The sequence below is a fragment of the Streptomyces sp. GS7 genome (genome assembly GCF_009834125.1).
GTDB lineage: Bacteria > Actinomycetota > Actinomycetes > Streptomycetales > Streptomycetaceae > Streptomyces.
On the sequence record NZ_CP047146.1, the window covers coordinates 7022773 to 7039692 of the forward strand.

12 protein-coding genes, 1 pseudogene and 1 riboswitch are annotated in these 16920 nt (G+C 71.1%); of the genes and pseudogenes, 4 read left to right on the forward strand and 9 right to left on the reverse strand.

What is annotated here, in order from left to right; genetic code table 11:
* Positions 1–3: 3 nt before the first annotated feature.
* Positions 4–144 (reverse strand): annotated as a pseudogene (locus GR130_RS30500) (IS5/IS1182 family transposase); the annotation flags it as partial.
* Positions 145–265: 121 nt separating this feature from the next.
* Between GR130_RS30500 and GR130_RS30505 the strand changes: the two are divergent.
* Positions 266–1546, forward strand: a complete 1281-nt coding sequence (locus GR130_RS30505) for a YncE family protein (protein ID WP_159507680.1) — start codon at positions 266–268, stop codon at positions 1544–1546.
* A 109-nt stretch (positions 1547–1655) separates the two neighbouring features.
* Positions 1656–2330: a transposase gene (locus GR130_RS30510; protein WP_159507681.1), complete on the forward strand. Its 675-nt coding sequence runs from the start codon at positions 1656–1658 to the stop codon at positions 2328–2330.
* Here GR130_RS30510 and GR130_RS30515 read toward each other — a convergent pair.
* The 4 genes from GR130_RS30515 to GR130_RS30530 all read right to left on the reverse strand — a co-directional run bounded on the left by GR130_RS30515 (position 2317) and on the right by GR130_RS30530 (position 8060).
* Complete coding sequence (locus GR130_RS30515) at positions 2317–2967, reverse strand: thymidine kinase (protein ID WP_159507682.1); 651 nt, start codon at positions 2965–2967, stop codon at positions 2317–2319. The genes GR130_RS30510 and GR130_RS30515 overlap by 14 nt on opposite strands.
* Before the next feature lie 268 nt (positions 2968–3235).
* Positions 3236–4426 carry an alkaline phosphatase family protein gene (locus GR130_RS30520; protein ID WP_159507683.1) on the reverse strand — a complete coding sequence of 397 codons (1191 nt, stop codon included), beginning with the start codon at positions 4424–4426 and terminating at the stop codon, positions 3236–3238.
* Positions 4426–5019, reverse strand: coding sequence for a DUF5998 family protein (locus GR130_RS30525; RefSeq protein WP_016571516.1), 594 nt, complete (start codon positions 5017–5019; stop codon positions 4426–4428). Before GR130_RS30525 ends, GR130_RS30520 begins: the two co-directional genes overlap by 1 nt.
* Before the next feature lie 38 nt (positions 5020–5057).
* Entirely contained in the window at positions 5058–8060 is a 3003-nt protein-coding gene (locus tag GR130_RS30530) for a bifunctional acetate--CoA ligase family protein/GNAT family N-acetyltransferase (protein WP_159507684.1), read from the reverse strand.
* A 198-nt stretch (positions 8061–8258) separates the two neighbouring features.
* On the opposite strand from GR130_RS30530, the gene GR130_RS30535 reads away from it, so the two are divergent.
* Positions 8259–8540, forward strand: a complete 282-nt coding sequence (locus GR130_RS30535) for an HPr family phosphocarrier protein (protein ID WP_159507685.1) — start codon at positions 8259–8261, stop codon at positions 8538–8540.
* 413 nt (positions 8541–8953) lie between these two features.
* On the opposite strand, the gene GR130_RS30540 is transcribed toward GR130_RS30535, so the two are convergent.
* The 4 genes from GR130_RS30540 to GR130_RS30555 all read right to left on the reverse strand — a co-directional run bounded on the left by GR130_RS30540 (position 8954) and on the right by GR130_RS30555 (position 13987).
* Positions 8954–9643 (reverse strand): GntR family transcriptional regulator, encoded by a 690-nt coding sequence (locus GR130_RS30540; RefSeq protein ID WP_159507686.1) that lies wholly within the window; start codon positions 9641–9643, stop codon positions 8954–8956.
* A 276-nt stretch (positions 9644–9919) separates the two neighbouring features.
* Positions 9920–10699 (reverse strand): M23 family metallopeptidase, encoded by a 780-nt coding sequence (locus GR130_RS30545; protein ID WP_159507687.1) that lies wholly within the window; start codon positions 10697–10699, stop codon positions 9920–9922.
* 12 nt (positions 10700–10711) lie between these two features.
* A riboswitch (cyclic di-AMP (ydaO/yuaA leader) is annotated at positions 10712–10868 on the reverse strand.
* Positions 10869–11225: 357 nt separating this feature from the next.
* Positions 11226–12608 carry a M16 family metallopeptidase gene (locus GR130_RS30550; RefSeq protein ID WP_159510322.1) on the reverse strand — a complete coding sequence of 461 codons (1383 nt, stop codon included), beginning with the start codon at positions 12606–12608 and terminating at the stop codon, positions 11226–11228.
* Between the two features lie 38 nt (positions 12609–12646).
* Positions 12647–13987 (reverse strand): M16 family metallopeptidase, encoded by a 1341-nt coding sequence (locus GR130_RS30555; protein ID WP_159510323.1) that lies wholly within the window; start codon positions 13985–13987, stop codon positions 12647–12649.
* A gap of 291 nt (positions 13988–14278) precedes the next feature.
* Here GR130_RS30555 and GR130_RS30560 point away from each other — a divergent pair, with 291 nt between their 5' ends.
* Positions 14279–16726: a DNA gyrase/topoisomerase IV subunit A gene (locus tag GR130_RS30560; RefSeq protein WP_159507688.1), complete on the forward strand. Its 2448-nt coding sequence runs from the start codon at positions 14279–14281 to the stop codon at positions 16724–16726.
* The last annotated feature ends 194 nt before the right edge of the window (positions 16727–16920 follow it).

The following is a 16920-nucleotide window of genomic DNA, read 5'->3' on the forward strand; positions in this document are numbered from 1 at the left end:
GCGTCATTTCAGGCGCTTGGTGGTTGGGCGGCCGTCCCAGCGGTAGCGCGGGGTCGCACGGCGGATGAGCATACGCAGTGTGACGATCGCAGCGGACAGGTAGAGGTAGAAGCCCACGGCCCGGCTGCGCTTCTCGGCGCAGCGCGTAGCTTGTCGCGGGGCGCAGGGCCTTCGCAACGGGTGGCGGCCTCTGCTTTCCACAGAGAATCCACAAGATTTTCCGCCATCATCGCCATAGTTTCCAAGGTGAGAAAGGGGAAGCGTGATGGACTTCTCAGGAAAACGGCTGTGGTCGCTGGCACTGGCGCTGACCGTGGGACTGTCCGCGTCGGCATGCGCGGGGAAGGGCAGTGCCCCTAGTAGCCGTACCAGCTCGTCGGCGCTCTCCGCAGCAGCCCTCCCGCCGGCCGCGTCCGCATCCGAGCCCTCGTGTCAGTCCTCGGCCGCACCTGCGCAGTCGCAGCTGGGCGGTGTCCACACCGCGAGTCTGACCGTCCCGCCCCGGCCCTTCGGACTGGTCTACGCCCGGACGGGCCACATCGCCTTCGCCGCGTTGAAGACGGAACTCGGGGTGCTGTCCACAGACAGCACCCAGCCCCGGCTCCTACGCAAGATTCCGCTTCCGGCCGCCAGCGTGGGGAAGGAAGGCGCCACCGGCGTCGCCCTCACCCATGACGGACGCGAACTGCTCATCGCCGCGGGCAGCGGAGCGATCGTGGTGGACGCGGCCAAGGCTGCGGCAGGAACACCGGGAGCCGTGCTGGGAACGCTCACCGGCACGGCCGGGACCAGCGCGATCGAGGTGACCGTCTCACCCGATGACCACTACGCCTTCGTCAGCCAGGAATACGGAGACGCCAGCACCGGCCACCGCGGCGACATCGAGGTCTTCGACCTGCGCAAGGCACTTCGCGGTGGATTCGGCCAAAGCTCCCTCATCGGCAGCCTGACCCTGGGCCAAGCCGTGGTCGGCACCGCCATCTCCCCCAACGGACGCTGGCTGTACGCGACCAGTGAGGTCGCCCCAAGCCAGAAACCGACAGCAGGCGGCAAGCACGGCGAGCTCAGCGTCATCGACCTCGCCACCTTGGAAGCGACTCCGCAAAAGGCCCTGCGTGGCAGCGTCCTGGCCGGATGCAACCCCGTACGGGTAGCCCCCTCACCGGACGGGAAGACGGTATGGGTCACAGCCCGCAAGAGCAACGCCCTGCTCGCCTTCGACGCCGCAAAACTCACCACCGACCCCCAGCACGCCCTGCTGACCTCCGTCCAGGTCGGCACCGCCCCCGTCGGCCTGACCTTCGTACGAGGCGGCAGCCGCATCATCACCGCCGACACCAACCGATTCCACACCCCAGGCGCCACCACCGGACTGACCGTGGTCGACACCCGGGCCGCCCTCACCGGCAAACCAGCCAACCTCGGACGCATCCAAACCGGCGCCTTCCCCCGGGAGTTCGCTCTCAGCCCCGACGCAAAGACCCTGCTCGTCTCGGACCACGACTCAAACCAGATCCAAGCGATCGACACCACCACGCTGCCATAGGGGCGTCGGCAGCAGGCGCGCTGGGTGGCCTATCGGGCGCCGGAGACCGAGCAGGCACGAGCCCAGTCGATCATGGAGTTCTCTACGCTCAGTGATCACCGGAGGGCTCGTGCCTGTCCTGCCATCATGCGTGCTCGAACCGCTGTGGGACCAGTTCGCGGCGCTGCTGCCCAAGCACGTCGACTCGCACCCGCTCGGCTGCCAGGCATACGACCGCATGATCGGCCTGGAGCTCGACGAACTGTCCGTTGACGGCTGCATCACCAAGGCCCCCTGCGGCGGCGAGGCCGCCGGGCGCTCGCCGGTGGACCGGGGCAAGCAGGGCCTGAAGCGCTCGGTGGCCACCGAGGGCACCGGCGTCCCGCTGGGCATCGTCTCGGCTGGGGCCAACCGCCACGACTCCCCGCTGCTCGTGCCCACCCTCAAGGCCGCCGACGAGCAGGTCGGCGGGCTTCCCGATCAAGTCAACGTGAACCTGGACCGCGGCTACGACAGCGACAAGACCCGTTGCTCGCTCGAGGAGTTGGGCTTCACCGGCGAGATCGCCCGCAAGGGCGTCCCCGCCCCCGTCGAGGCCGGCAAGAGGTGGGTGGTGGAGCGGAGCCACGCGTGGATGAACGGCTTCGGCAAGCTACGGCGCTGCACCGAGAAGCGCAGCCGGGCCGAGGACTCGAACCTGCGGCCAAGGCCACCCTCCGCTCCCCAACGCTCGCTCCCCCATGGCCAGCACGGCCGACAAACAACGCGACGCACTTCTCGCCGGCCAGAGGTCAAGTGGCGGTGACCGGCAGCACGTCCGACGACAGCGCCGCTCCCCGCGCCGCAGCGCTCGTCATCCGCCTGCGGTGATGACGTCGACACAGCACCTCGTACCCAACCTCCGCCGCCGACTGAGCCACATCGCCCACGACAACCTGCTCCCCCTCGACGACCATCTCCCCACCCACGGTGCGCGCATTGTGCGTAGCCCGAGCACCACACCAGCACATCGCCTCGACCTGCAAAGTCTCCAAGCGATCCGCAAGCTCGATCAGACGCTGGGAGCCAGGAAACAGCCTCGTCCGGAAGTCAGTGGTGATACCGAACGCGAAGACGTCCAGCTCCAAGTCGTCCACGATCCGGGCCAGTTGGTCGATCTGCCCGGACAGCAGGAACTGGGCCTCGTCCACGATCACGTAGTCGACCCGCCCACCCCGAGACAACTGCTCCACCACATATCCATACAGATCCAACCCCGGCCCGGCCTCCACCGCATCGGTCACCAGCCCCAGACGCGACGACAGCTTGCCCTCACCCGCACGGTCATCACGCGTGAAGATCAACCCCTGCAGACCACGCGACGTTCGATTATGTTCGATTTGTAGCGCCAAAGTTGACTTCCCGCAGTCCATTGTTCCAGAGAAGAACACCAATTCGGACATCAGGCCACAGGAACCTTTCCAACCAAACCAACAGACGGAGCACCATCGACACGAACAACCCCGCCATCAACCGACACAACACCACCCACACCAAGACCAGCCGATGGCGAATACCCAAGAAAGTTGGTCGACTTTCCGCAGTCCATCGTTCTGGAGAAGAACACCAGCTCGGGCATGGGGGGTGGCGGGCCTTTCGGGCTCGTACGGAAGGGGCGGGACGGCGTGCGGACCCGGTCCGCGCGGACCGGGTCGGGCGGGGCCTCGCGGGTCAGGTGCGGACTTCCAAGAGCGGCACCAGCTGCTCCACGGCGGTCATCGAGCCGTGCAGGCCGACCATCTTCGACTCGTTGGGCTCCCGTTCGGTCGCGATGACGGCCATGTCGGCGTGGGCGGCGGCGACCACGTCGCCGATCCGGCCGCGCACCCGGTCGTCGACACGCGGACCGAACCAGCCCGCGGCGATGGCCTCTTCGCGGCTCGCCACCCACATCTGGTCGCCGACCACCTCGCGCCAGACGGCGAGGACATCGGCGGCGGCACCCCGGTGGGCGTACACATGCCGGGCCCGCCCCTCGCCGCCCAACAGGCGGACGCCGGCGCGCAGTTCCCAGTCCTCGTCGAAGTCGATCCGGGAGTCGGGGTCGAACGGCACGTCGATCATGCCGTGGTCGGCGGTGATGTAGAGGGCGCTGCGCGGCGGGAGTTGCTCGGCCAGCCGCTGGGCGAGCCGGTCGACGTACATCAGCTGGCCGCGCCATGCGTCGGAGTCGACGCCGTAGCGGTGGCCCTTGCCGTCCACCTCGGAGTAGTACGTGTAGACCAGCGAGCGGTCGCCGGCGGCCAATTGCTCGGCGGCGAGGTCCATCCGCTCCTCTCCGGAGAGCCGGCCGTGGAACGTGCCGCCGCTGAGCGCGACCTTGGTGAGCGGGGTGTGCTCGAAGTCCGGTGCGGAGACCTGGCAGGTGTGGATGCCCGCGGCGTCGGCGAGCTGGAAGATCGTCGGATACGGCTGCCAGGCGTGCGGATCGGTCCACGGGCGCCAGCGCAGCTGGTTCATCAGCGCGCCGGTGGCCGGATCCTCGCAGGTGTATCCGGGCAGGCCGTGGGCGCCCGGTGGCAGGCCGGTGCCGACCGAGGCGAGGGAGGTGGCGGTGGTGGCGGGGAAGCCGGAGGTGAACGGGCGGCCGCTGCCGTTGAACGAGGTGCCCAGAAGGGAGCTGAGGAACGGTGCCTCGTCCGGGTGGGCGCGCAGCAGCTCCCAGCCGAGGCCGTCGATCAGGAAGACGCAGGCCCGGTCGGAAGGGGCCAGCTCCATCGTGGTGACGAGGTCGCGGACGCCCTGTCCGGCAACGATGGTCGGCAGCAGATCGGAGAGCGAGCCGGTGCCGTACGGGGGTACCGGGGCGCTGAGCGGGTCGAGCGGTTCCGGCTCCGGCCAGGCGGGAGCGGTGTGCGCCATCAGCGAGTGCTGGTGGTGGCCGCGGTGGCCTCGGAGAGCGCCTGGGCGAAGGCGAGGGTCTCGCGTACCGAGTCCGGGCCGTCGCCGGCTTCGCTGACCCGCAGCGAGAGGTCGTCGGCGGTGGACGAGCCCGTGTAGCCGTGGTCCGCGTCGCAGTTGGGGTCGCCGCAGCTGGCGGGCTCCAGGTCGAGGCGCGCGACCGCGCCCCAGCCGATGGTCAGCACGACCTCGCGGGGCAGCTGGCCGGGGGTGTACGACTCGGGGTTGGCGACGACCCGGCTGAGCACCACGGACGAGATCCGGCCGAGCTTGACGGACTCGGTGGAGGTCGTGGCGTACGGGGACGGGGAGGTGGCGTCGGCGGCCTGCTCGTCGGTGTGGCTGACGATGAAGCGGGTGCCGGTCAGGACCAGGACCGTGACATGGCGGCGGACCTCGTTGGCGTCGAACGTCGTCTCCTGGTGGACCAGGTACGACACGACCGGCTCGCCGCCCACCGCGGCCTGCACCGCCTCGGCCACGAGCGTCGGGTAATAGCCACTGCGCTCGATCGCCGCGCGCAGCCCCTGGGTCGTCGTACCGGTCTTAGCCATGGGGTCCATCTTACGGGGCGTACCGGGCCGCGAGAGCCTCAGTAGACGGGCAGTCGGCGGGGGCCGAGGTCGGTGGTGGCGGGCGGCCTGGCGATCCGGACGGCGGCTCCGAGGACCGCGAGGCCGTGCGGGGCGACCACGACCGGTTCGAGGTCGACGCCGACCACCTCGGGGTGGTCGTCGACCAGCCGGGAGACCCGCAGCAGCAGCTCCTCCAGGGCGGCGGTGTCGACGGGCTGGGACCCGCGCCAGCCGAACAGCAGCGGGGCGCTGCGGATCGACCGGATCTGCTCGCTGACCTCGCGGTCGGTGGCCGGAATCAATCGGTGGGCTATGTCGCCGAGCAGCTGGGAGGGGGCACCGGCCAGCCCGAAGGAGAGCACGGCGCCGGCTGCGGGGTCGATGGCGGCGCGGACGACCGTGTCGACACCGCGCGGCACCATCGCCTGGACGACCGGTTGCAGCTCCTGGGGGGAACCGAGGAAATCGGTCAATTCGGCGTACGTACGGCGGAGTTCGGGCTCGCCGGCGATGTCGAGGCGGACGCCGCCGAGGTCGGCGCGGTGCCGCAGATGGGGGGCGATGGTCTTGAGGGCGACGGGATAGCCGAGCCGGGCGGCGGCGCGGACGGCGGTGTCCGGGTCGGGGGCCGGGAGGGCGGGGCGGGCGTGGATGCCGTAGCGGGCGAGCAGGGCCTCGGCGTCGGCGGACGGCAGCCGTACGGAGCGGCCGGGGGCGACGCCCTGGGTGAGCTGGTCCAGCAGCCGCTCGACGTCGGCACCGGCCGCGGCCTCCTGGATGTCGTCGTAATCGGGCACCCGGCCCGGCTCGGCCGCCGCCCGGCGCCAGGCCGCATACCGGACGGCCTCGGCGAGCGAGCGGACGGCGCGCTCGGCGGCGGGATAGGCGGGGATCAGGGCGGGGCGGGGGCGGGGCGCGGCGGGCGCCTCGGCATCGGGGGCGGTCTGCCGGACACCCGGGACGGGCGGCGGGCCGGGCGGACCGGGGGCGTACGAGGAGGCCGGGGGGTGCGGCGGCATCGGGGGGTGGGGCGGGAGGGGCGGGGCGGGCGGCTGCGCCGGGGACCTCTCGGGCGTCTCCGGGCGAGACGGCCCGCCGTCAGGGGCCGGGGCCGCCGGCTCCTGCGGGCCGGGCGGTGCCGCGAGGGCCTCGGCGAGGTCGTCCATCGCGAGGTGGACGACCGTGACCGGCTTGCCCGGGTCGGCGGTGACCGCGGCGCGCAGGGCGGCTGCCAGTGAGGCGCCCTCGCCGCTGCCGCCCGGGGAGCCGGCGGCCTCCTCCCCCACCCACGGGATGGCGGTGACGACGACGGCGTCGCAGCCGTCGCCGGCCAGCACCTCGGCGAGCGCGGCACGGAAGTCCTCGGGGGTCGCGTCGGAGGCGAGCACACGGGGGCGCTGCGGGCGCAGCCCCTCGGTGAGGCAGGCGTCGTACGCCAGCAGCGCCAGCGACTCGGCGTTGCCCAGGATGGCGATGCGCGGGCCCGAGGGCAGCGGCTGGGAGGCGAGCAGCAGCCCCGCGTCGATGAGTTCGGTGACCGTGTCGACGCGGATCACGCCGGCCTGGCGCATCAGGGCGGCGACGGTGCTGTCGGGGATGCGGACGGTGGGGACGGCGTGGCCCAGGGGGGCGGTGCCGGTGTGCCGGGCGCCCTTGGCGACCACGACCGGTTTGACGGCGGCGGTGCGGCGGGCGAGCCGGGCGAACTTGCGGGGGTTGCCGATGGACTCCAGGTAGAGGATCGCGACGTCGGTGTCCGGGTCGTCGTACCAGTACTGGAGGAGGTCGTTGCCGGAGACGTCGGCGCGGTTGCCGGCCGAGACGAAGGCGGAGATGCCCGCGATACCGCCGTCACCGGGGCCGCGCGCGTGCAGTCCGCTGAGGAGGGCGATGCCGATGGCGCCGGACTGGGTGAACAGGCCGATCCGGCCGGCGCCGGGCATCCGGGGAGCGAGGGAGGCGTTCAGCCGGGCATCGGGGGCGGTGTTGATCAGGCCGAAGGCGTTGGGCCCGATGAGGCGCATGCCGTAGGAGCGGGCCTGACGGAGCAGCGCGCGCTGCCTCTCACGGCCCTCGGGGCCGGCCTCGGCGTAACCGGAGGACAGGATCAGCAGCCCCTGGACGCCGTGTTCGCCGCAGTCGCGGACCACGTCGGGGACGCCGGCCGCGGGGACGGCGATGACGGCCAGGTCGACCGGCTCGGTGATCTCGCGCAGCGTACGGGCGGCGGGGACTCCCTCGGGCTCCAGGAGCCGCAGGTCTTCGGGGAAGGCGTGGTTGACGGCGTACAGGCGGCCGGTGAAGCCGGAGTCGAGGACGTGGCGCAGCGCGGTGCGGCCGACGCCGCCGGGGGCGCGGCCGGTGCCGAGGACGGCGACCGAACCGGGGGCGAGCAGCCGCTGGACGGAGCGTGCTTCGGCGCGCTGCTCCCGGCCGCGCATCACGGCCATGGACTGCTCGGTCGGTTCGAGGTCGAACTCCAGGCGGACCACGCCGTCCTCGAAGGTGCGCTTCTGGGTGTAGCCGGCGTCCGTGAACACCTTGATCATCTTGGAGTTGGCGGGCAGCACCTCGGCGGCGAACCGGCGGATGCCGCGCTCCCTGGCGACCGCCGCGATGTGCTCCAGGAGGGCGGAGGCGACACCGCGGCCCTGGTGGGCGTCCTGGACCAGGAAGGCGACCTCGGCCTGGTCGTCGTCGGGGCTCTTGGCGGGCAGGCCCCGGTCGTCGATCCGGTCGTAGCGGACGGTGGCGATGAACTCGCCGCCCACGGTGGCGGCCAGGCCGACGCGGTCCACGTAGTCGTGGTGGGTGAAACGGTGGACGTCGCGGTCGGACAGACGCGGATAGGGCGCGAAGAAGCGGTAGTACTTCGACTCGTCCGAGACCTGCTCGTAGAAGGAGACCAGCCGCTCGGCGTCGTCGGGCGTGATGGGGCGGATGCGCGCCGTCCCGCCGTCGCGCAGCACCACATCGGCTTCCCAGTGGGTCGGGTACGCATGATCAGGCGGCGTCTGCATGCCGACAGCGTACGGCCGGGCACTGACAGCCGGCTCGGCGTGCGTACGCTCGGTCGCAGGGACGTCTCCGGCGGGTCGAACGGCCGGGAGAAACGGCCGGGAAGCCGGACCTGGAGGTCAGGACGAAGGGCTGTGGGAGCACCCCCCACAGCGTGAGAGACTGGTCTAGACAACAGTCACGACTTGAAGGGCAACACCATGGCTGAGCGCCGCGTCAATGTCGGTTGGGCCGAGGGCCTGCACGCCCGCCCCGCGTCGATCTTCGTCCGTGCGGCCACCGCGTCCGGTGTCCCCATGACGATCGCCAAGGCCGATGGCAACCCCGTCAACGCGGCCTCCATGCTCGCCGTGCTCGGCCTGGGCGCCCAGGGTGGCGAGGAGATCGTGCTCGCCTCTGACGCCGAGGGCGCCGAGGCCGCGCTCGACCGCCTGGCCAAGCTGGTCACGGAGGGCCTGGAAGAGCTCCCCGAGACCGTCTGAAGCCACTCGAAGACTTCCGCGGACCCGCTCTCACCCGCCGGCCCGCCGGGACTTCCACCGATGCGGCCCCGCCGCGACGACCGGAAACGGTCGCGCGACGGGGCCGTTTCGCTGTCCTCGGTCCGGCACTCGGCACACAGGGCCGGCATGACGGGACCTCTGGCGCATCACGGAACCGCCGGCGAATACGGGAAGCGGATATCCGGACCGAACGACGCGGAAATTCAGCTCACGGGAAATGACATCCCGCGAGAATCAGCGACCATCTCGGGCGAAAAACGACGGAATACCGGACGCGCCTACCCATCCCCCGACACGCCCCGCGGAAATACAGAAACGCATTCCGGCCCGCACAGGAGTCATCGCGGCCCGCGCAAGAGCCTTTCCGTACCTCTTTGTATACGGCCCGCGTGTTAATTCCGCACACGCGCCGTGTTGACGGGCCGTTTCGAATCGCTCACGGCCGCCGCGGCGGGGCGCCGCAGCCGGTGCACCGGAAGGGAGCGCTCGATGTGGGCCGCCATCAGGGCACGGGCCCGTTCGGCGTCGCTCCGCGCCACCGCGTCCAGTACGGCGCCGTGTTCGTCCCAGGCGTCGGCGACCCGGGCCGTCGGCTCCACGACGTACATCCACTCGATCTTGCGCCGCAGTTGGGTGAGCAGCGCCGTGAGGCTGGAGCTGCCGGCCGCCTGGGCGAGCGTTTCATGGAACCAGCCGTCCAGTTGGCGCAGATCCGCGGGGTGACCGTGCCGGGCGCGCTCCCGGCCGAGCCGCACCAGGCCGCGGAGCACCTTGAGGTGGGCGGGGCTGCGGCGGACGGCCGCGCGGGCGGCGCCCATCGGCTCCAGGAGGGCGCGGATGTCCAGGAGGTCGGCTGCCTCCTGCTCGGTGGGTTCGGCGACGCAGGCGCCCGCGTGGTGGCGGGTGGTGACGAAGCCCTCGGACTGGAGGGTGCGCAGCGCTTCACGCACCGGGACTCTGGAGACTCCGTAACGCGCGGCGAGAATGTCCTCGATCAACCGGCTTCCCGGCGCGAGCACGCCGGAGACGATATCGTCGCGAATCGCTGTGCACACCGCATGCGCGGAAATGTGGCCTCGCATCGTCCGTGCCTCCGCCGTATTCCCCTCGAAACGCCGCCGATCGGCGCCTTTCCCTGACTCTATTCGACCAGGACGAGGTTTCCTGCGGATGCCGTGAATTTATCGATATTTTTTGGCCGATGCGGCGGAGGTCCAGTGGCCGGTGGACCGGCCGGACACCCGGCCCTGCGGAGACGGCGAGGGCGAATACGACCGGATGCGGCGGATACCGCGGAGCCCCGGCCCGTATGGGGGGCGGGCCGGAGCTCCTGGGGGACGCGCGATGCGGCGGGAAGGTCAGACGTTGACGCCGTGCGAGCGGAGGTAGGCGACGGGGTCGATATCCGAGCCGTACTCGGGGCCGGTGCGGGCCTCGAAGTGGAGGTGCGGACCGGTGGTGTTGCCGGTGTTGCCGGAGAGGGCGATCTGCTGGCCGGGGGTGACGGTCTGGCCGACGGAGACGCCGATGGACGACAGGTGACCGTATTGGGTGTACGTACCGTCGTTCATCTTGATCACGATGTTGTTGCCGTACGCACCGCCCCAGCCGGCCTCCACGACGGTGCCCGAGCCCACGGCGTGGACGGACGTCCCGTAGGCGGCGTGGAAGTCGATACCGGTGTGACTGCCCGAGGACCACAAGCCGCTCGACGCCTTGTACGGGGTGGAGACGTAGGAGCCGTCCACGGGGGCGACGAAGGTGTTGAGGCGCTTGCGCTCGGCCTCGCGGGCGGCGCGCTCCTTGGCCGCCCGCTCCGCCTCGGCCCTCTTCTTGGCCTCCTCGGCGCGCCGCTTGGCCTCGGCCTCGGCCTTCGCCTTCGCGGCGGCGGCCTCGGCTGCCGCCTGCTGCGCGTCGGCCTGGGCCTCGATCCGGCCGGCGAGCTCGTCACCCACGACGACGGCCTGCTGGAGTCCGGTGTCGTGGTGCGCCGCCTCGCCGGTGGCGGCCAGCGCGGGCGACGCCATGGAGGCGACGACACCGGAGACCGCGAAGGTGGCTATGCCGGCGATGTTGCGGGTCGTACGAGCGGTGCGGCTCGCACGGCGGTGCTTCCCGGTGGCACGGGTGAACGCCATGTACTGGCTGGTCCTTTCCTTCCCTCTCGCCTACCGGGTTAGCTGACGGGTTCGGAGCAGGAAGGTCTCCTACGGGCTCCTCCGGAGAGAGGCCCGATTCACCCCAAGGGACATGTGGGTCCCCGGCTCCCCTGGCTCGCGCCGTACGGGGACTCGGCGATGGCTGTCCGGTGCCACTGTTGTGGCGGTCTTGTGACGAACAGCCGGACCGACGCTAAACGGGACAACTTTCAATCGGCAAACAGAATCGGCTGTTTGTGCGAGACGCCACACCTCGGAAGGGCAACCAGCAGCGCGGGACGGGACATCGGCGGCACGGACCCGCAACGCGGAAGCGGGCCGGCGGTACGGACGCGACACGCGGCGTACCCGTCCGGCAAGAGCACAGTGACACGTGGAAACGGGCTGCGGGCTCGCTGCGGCCGGCGGCGGACATGCGACGGCTCCCGTGGCGGGTGACCACCACGGGAGCCGCTCTGACGCCACGTGACCAGCCGTCGCACGACGGGCAGTCATGCCGCGGACGCTAGCCGCCGACGACCGTCACCTCGCCGATCCCCAGCGCCTTGACGGGCTCCACGATCTGCTCCGCGTCGCCCACCAGAACCGTCACCAGGCGGTCCACCGGGAACGCGCTGACGGCCGCCGCGGTCGCCTCGACCGTGCCGGTCTCCGCGAGGCGGACGTACAACTGCGCCTGGAAGTCGTCCGGGAGGTGCTGCTCCACCTGGTCGGCGAGCGTGCCGGCGACGGCCGCCGCGGTCTCGTACTTCAGCGGCGCGACGCCGACGAGGTTCTGCACCGCGACATCGCGTTCGGCGTCGGTCAGCCCCTCTGCCGCGAGGGTGCGCAGCACCGTCCACAGGTCCTCAAGGGCCGGTCCCGTGGAGGCGGTGTCCACCGAGCCGCTGATGGCCAGCAGCGAGGCACCCGTGGCGCCCTCGGGGGACGAGGGTGCGGAGGACCGCAGCACCTGCCCGAAGGCGCGCACCCCGTAGGTGTAGCCCTTCTCCTCCCGCAGCACACGGTCCAGTCGGGAGGTGAGCGTGCCGCCCAGGCAGTACGTGCCGAGCACCTGCGCGGGCCACACCCGGTCGTGCCGGTCGGGTCCGGTCCGGCCGATGAGCAGCTGCGTCTGAACGGCGCCGGGTCGGTCCACGATCACCACCCGGCCGCTGTCGTCGGCGACGATCGGCGCGGGCTTCAGCGGCTCGGCGGTGGATCCGGTCCAGGCGCCCAGGGTGTCGGCGAGGGCCGCGTCCAGGTCGACGCCGGTGAAGTCGCCGACGATGACGGCGGTGCTCGTGGCGGGCCGCACATGCGCGTCGTAGAAGGCTCGGACGGCCCCGGCGTCGACGCGCGCCACGGTCTCCTCGGTGCCCTGGCGGGGCCGGGACATCCGGGCGGTGGCCGGGAACAGCTCCTTGGACAGCGCCATCGCGGCGCGCCGCGCCGGGTTGGCGAGCTCGTGCGGGATCTCGTCGAGGCGGTTGCGGACGAGCCGCTCGATCTCGCTGTCCGGGAAGGCGGGGGCGCGCAGCGCGTCGGCGAGCAGGGCGAGCGCACGCGGCAGCCGGGAGGCCGGAACCTCCAGGGAGACCCGAACGCCGGGGTGGTCGGCGTGCGCGTCCAAAGTGGCGCCGCAGCGCTCCAGCTCGGCCGCGAACTCCTCGGCGGTGTGCTTGTCGGTGCCCTCCGACAGGGCGCGCGCCATGATCGTGGCGACGCCGTCCAGGCCCTCGGGCTCGGCGTCCAGGGGGGCGACGAGGTTGATCTCGACGGCGACGACCTGCTGGCCGGGGCGGTGGCTGGTCAGGAGGGTGAGGCCGTTGGGCAGTTGGCTGCGCTCGGGGGCCGGGAACGCCCACGGCTTGGGCGCGCCCCCCTGGGGCTGCGGGTGGAAGTCCATGGTGCTCACAGGGGCGTCGTCGCGGGTGGTGGCGTCGTTCACTGCGCCGCCTCCTCTTCCTCGGTATCGGCGGCGTCGGTCTGCTCGGTGGGCTCGTAGACGAGCACGGCGCGGTTGTCGGGGCGCAGCCGGGCCTTGGCGACCGCCTGCACCTCCAGCGGGGAGATCTCCAGGACGCGCTGCACGGCGGTCAGCGCGAGCTGCGGATCGCCGAACAGGACGGCGAAGCGGCACAGTTCGTCCGCACGGCCACTGACCGTCGCGAGGCGGTCCAGCCATTCGCGCTCCAGCTGGGCCTGGGCCCGCTCCATTTCTTCCGGGGTCGGCCCCTCGTCGGCGAAGCGGGCCAGCTCCTCGTCGACCGCGGCCTCGATGGCGGCGACCTCCACACCGCCGGACGTCTTCACGTCCAGCCAGCCCAGCGAGGGCGCGCCCGACAGCCGCAGCAGGCCGAAGCCCGCGGCGACGGCGCTGCGGTCGCGGCGCACCAGGCGGTTGTACAGGCGGGAGGACTCGCCGCCGCCCAGGACGGTGAGCGCGAGGTCGGCGGCGTCCGCCTCACGGGTGCCGTCGTGCGGAAGGCGGTAGGCCGCCATCAGGGCGCGGGAGGGGACGTCCTCCTCGACGACGGTGCGCAGCTGGCTGCCGATGGTCTCGGGCAGGCTGCCGTCGCGCGGCGGCTGCTTGCCGTCGTGCGACGGGATCGAACCGAAGTACTTCTCGACCCAGGCCAGCGTCTGCTCGGAGTCGATGTCGCCGACGATCGAGAGGACGGCGTTGTTGGGCGCGTAGTACGTGCGGAAGAAGGCCCGCGCGTCCTCCAGAGAGGCCGCGTCGAGATCGGCCATCGACCCGATGGGGGTGTGGTGGTACGGGTGACCCTCCGGGTACGCCATGGCCGTCAGCTTCTCGAACGCCGTGCCGTAAGGAACGTTGTCGTAGCGCTGGCGGCGCTCGTTCTTGACGACGTCGCGCTGGTTCTCCAGGGACTCCTCGTCGAGGGCCGTGAGCAGCGAGCCCATGCGGTCCGCCTCCAGCCAGAGGGCGAGCTCCAGCTCGTGGGCGGGCATGGTCTCGAAGTAGTTGGTCCGCTCGAAGCTCGTGGTCCCGTTGAGCGAGCCGCCGGCGCCCTGGACGAGCTCGAAGTGGCCGTTGCCCTTGACCTGTGCGGAACCCTGGAACATCAGGTGCTCGAAGAGGTGAGCCAGGCCGGTACGGCCCTTGACCTCATGGCGCGAGCCGACGTCGTACCACAGGCAGACCGCCGCCACCGGCGTCAGGTGGTCTTCGGAGAGCACCACGCGCAGGCCGTTGGCCAGCCGGTGCTCGGTCGCTGTCAGGCCGCCGGAGCCGGCTTGTTCTGTGGCCGTGTGACCCATGGGCATGTACGTCCCTTCGATCCGCTTGCGAGGAAGTTCTGTCACTGTATGCAACCGCGTCGGCATCTGGCGAAGTTCCCGTGAGGAAGGCCCCGAACGTGCGCCGTGCCGAGCCCCCGCGGAGGGGGAAGGGGGGAGTCGCGGTCGGCGTTGTCAGTGGGGCGGTCCACAATGGTCCGCGTCAGACTCAGGCAGACTCACCGGCCGATCCCCGGCCGGTCGACCACAGCGTTGATCCAGAGCGTTGATCCAACATCGGCAGTAGACGCAGCAGAAGGAGCCGCAGCCGCGATGGCCCGCCGCAGCACGAAGACCCCGCCGCCGGACGACTTCGAGGAGAGGATCCTCGACATCGACGTCGTCGACGAGATGCAGGGTTCCTTCCTTGAGTACGCGTATTCGGTCATCTACTCCCGCGCCCTGCCGGACGCCCGCGACGGGCTCAAGCCCGTACACCGCCGCATCCTCTACCAGATGAACGAGATGGGCCTGCGCCCCGACCGCGGCTACGTGAAGTGCGCCCGGGTGGTCGGCGAGGTGATGGGTAAGCTCCACCCGCACGGCGACGCGTCGATCTACGACGCCCTGGTGCGCATGGCGCAGCCGTTCTCGATGCGGCTGCCCCTGGTGGACGGGCACGGCAACTTCGGCTCGCTGGGCAATGACGACCCGCCCGCCGCGATGCGGTACACGGAGTGCCGGATGGCGTCGGCGACGTCCCTGATGACGGAGTCCATCGACGAGGACACCGTCGACTTCGCGCCGAACTACGACGGCCAGGAACAGGAGCCGGTCGCCCTCCCCGCCGCGTATCCGAACCTCCTCGTCAACGGGACGTCCGGTATCGCGGTCGGCATGGCGACGAACATGCCGCCGCACAACCTGGGCGAGGTGATCGCCGCCGCCCGCCATCTGATCAAGCACCCGAACGCCGATCTGGACACCCTGATGCGCTTCGTGCCGGGTCCGGACCTGCCGACGGGCGGCCGGATCGTCGGCCTGGGCGGGGTACGGGACGCGTACGAGAAGGGTCGCGGCACGTTCAAGATCCGGGCGACGGCCACGGTGGAGAACGTGACCGCCCGCCGGAAGGGCCTGGTCGTCACCGAACTCCCCTTCACGGTGGGCCCGGAGAAGGTCATCTCCAAGATCAAGGACCTGGTCGGGTCGAAGAAGCTCCAGGGCATCGCGGACGTCAAGGACCTCACAGACCGCGAACACGGCCTGCGCCTGGTGATCGAGGTCAAGAACGGCTTCAACCCCGAGGCCGTCCTGGAGCAGCTCTACAAGCTCACGCCGATGGAAGAGTCCTTCGGCATCAACAACGTCGCCCTGGTGGACGGCCAGCCGCTGACGCTGGGCCTCAAGGAGCTCCTGGAGGTCTATGTCGACCACCGCTTCGACGTGGTGCGCCGGCGCAGCGAGTTCCGCCGCACCAAGCGGCGCGACCGGCTCCACCTGGTCGAAGGCCTGCTGACCGCCCTGGTCGACATCGACGAGGTCATCCGCCTGATCCGCTCCAGTGAGAACAGCGCGCAGGCCAAGGAGCGCCTGATGGAGCGCTTCTCGCTGAGCGACATCCAGACCCAGTACATCCTCGACACCCCGCTGCGCCGGCTGACCAAGTTCGACCGGATCGAGCTGGAATCGGAGCGCGACCGGCTGCGGTCCGAGATCGAGGAGCTGACCCGGATCCTGGAGTCGGACGCGGAACTCCGGAAGCTGGTCTCCAACGAGCTGGCCACGGTCGCCAAGAAGTTCGCCACGCCGCGCCGGACCGTCCTGCTGGAGTCGGCGGGTGCGCCCGTCACGGCGGTCCCGCTGGAGGTGGCCGACGCCCCCTGCCGGGTGCTGCTGTCCTCCACCGGTCTGCTGGCGCGCACCGCCACGAGCGAGACGCCGTTCGACGCCGATGCCAAGCGCGTCAAGCACGATGTGATCTTCTCGGCGGTGCCGGCCACCACTCGTGGCGAGGTCGGCGCGGTGACATCGCTCGGGCGGCTGCTGAGGCTCTCCGTGGTCGATCTGCCACAGCTCCCGGAGACCGCGGCGGCCCCCAACCTCTCCGGTGGCGCGCAGGTCTCGGAGTTCCTGACCCTCCAGGAGGGCGAGGACCTGATCTGCCTCACGACGCTGGACGAGTCCTCGCCGGGCCTCGCACTCGGCACCGAACAGGGCGTTGTGAAGCGCGTGGTGCCCGACTACCCGTCCAACAAGGACGAGTTGGAGGTCATCGCCCTCAAGGAGGGCGACCGCATCGTGGGCGCGGCCGAGCTGCGCACGGGTGAGGAGGACCTGGTCTTCATCACCAACGAGGCGCAGCTGCTGCGCTATCCGGCGTCGCAGGTACGGCCGCAGGGCCGTCCGGCGGGCGGTATGGCGGGCATCAAGCTGGGCGAGGGCGCGCGGGTGATCGCCTTCTCGGCGGTCGATCCGGCCGCCGATGCCATGGTGTTCACGGTCGCCGGGTCGCACGGCACCCTGGACGACTCGGTGGCGACGGCCAAGCTCACGCCGTTCGACCAGTATCCGCGCAAGGGCCGGGCGACCGGCGGTGTGCGCTGCCAGCGGTTCCTGAAGGGCGAGGACTGCCTGACGATGGCCTGGGCCGGCACCGCTCCGGTGCGGGCCGCGGACGCGAAGGGCGCCCCGGTCCCCCTGCCGGAGCCGGACTCCCGCAGGGACGGCTCCGGAATGCCGCTGGCGAAGCCGGTGGCGGCACTGGCCGGACCGGTGTAACCGCGCGTTCCCGCAAGCTCTGACGACTGACGCCGCCGGACCCGTGAAGAACGGGCTCGGCGGCGTCAGTTGCGCTCCGGGGAAGTCACCCTTGCGTGTGCCGAGGGAGTCACCTTTGCCCGTGCTGGGGAAGTCACTCGTGCATGTTCCGGGGCAGCCCCTGGGGAGGAGCCGGTCGCCGACGGCTCGGCGGC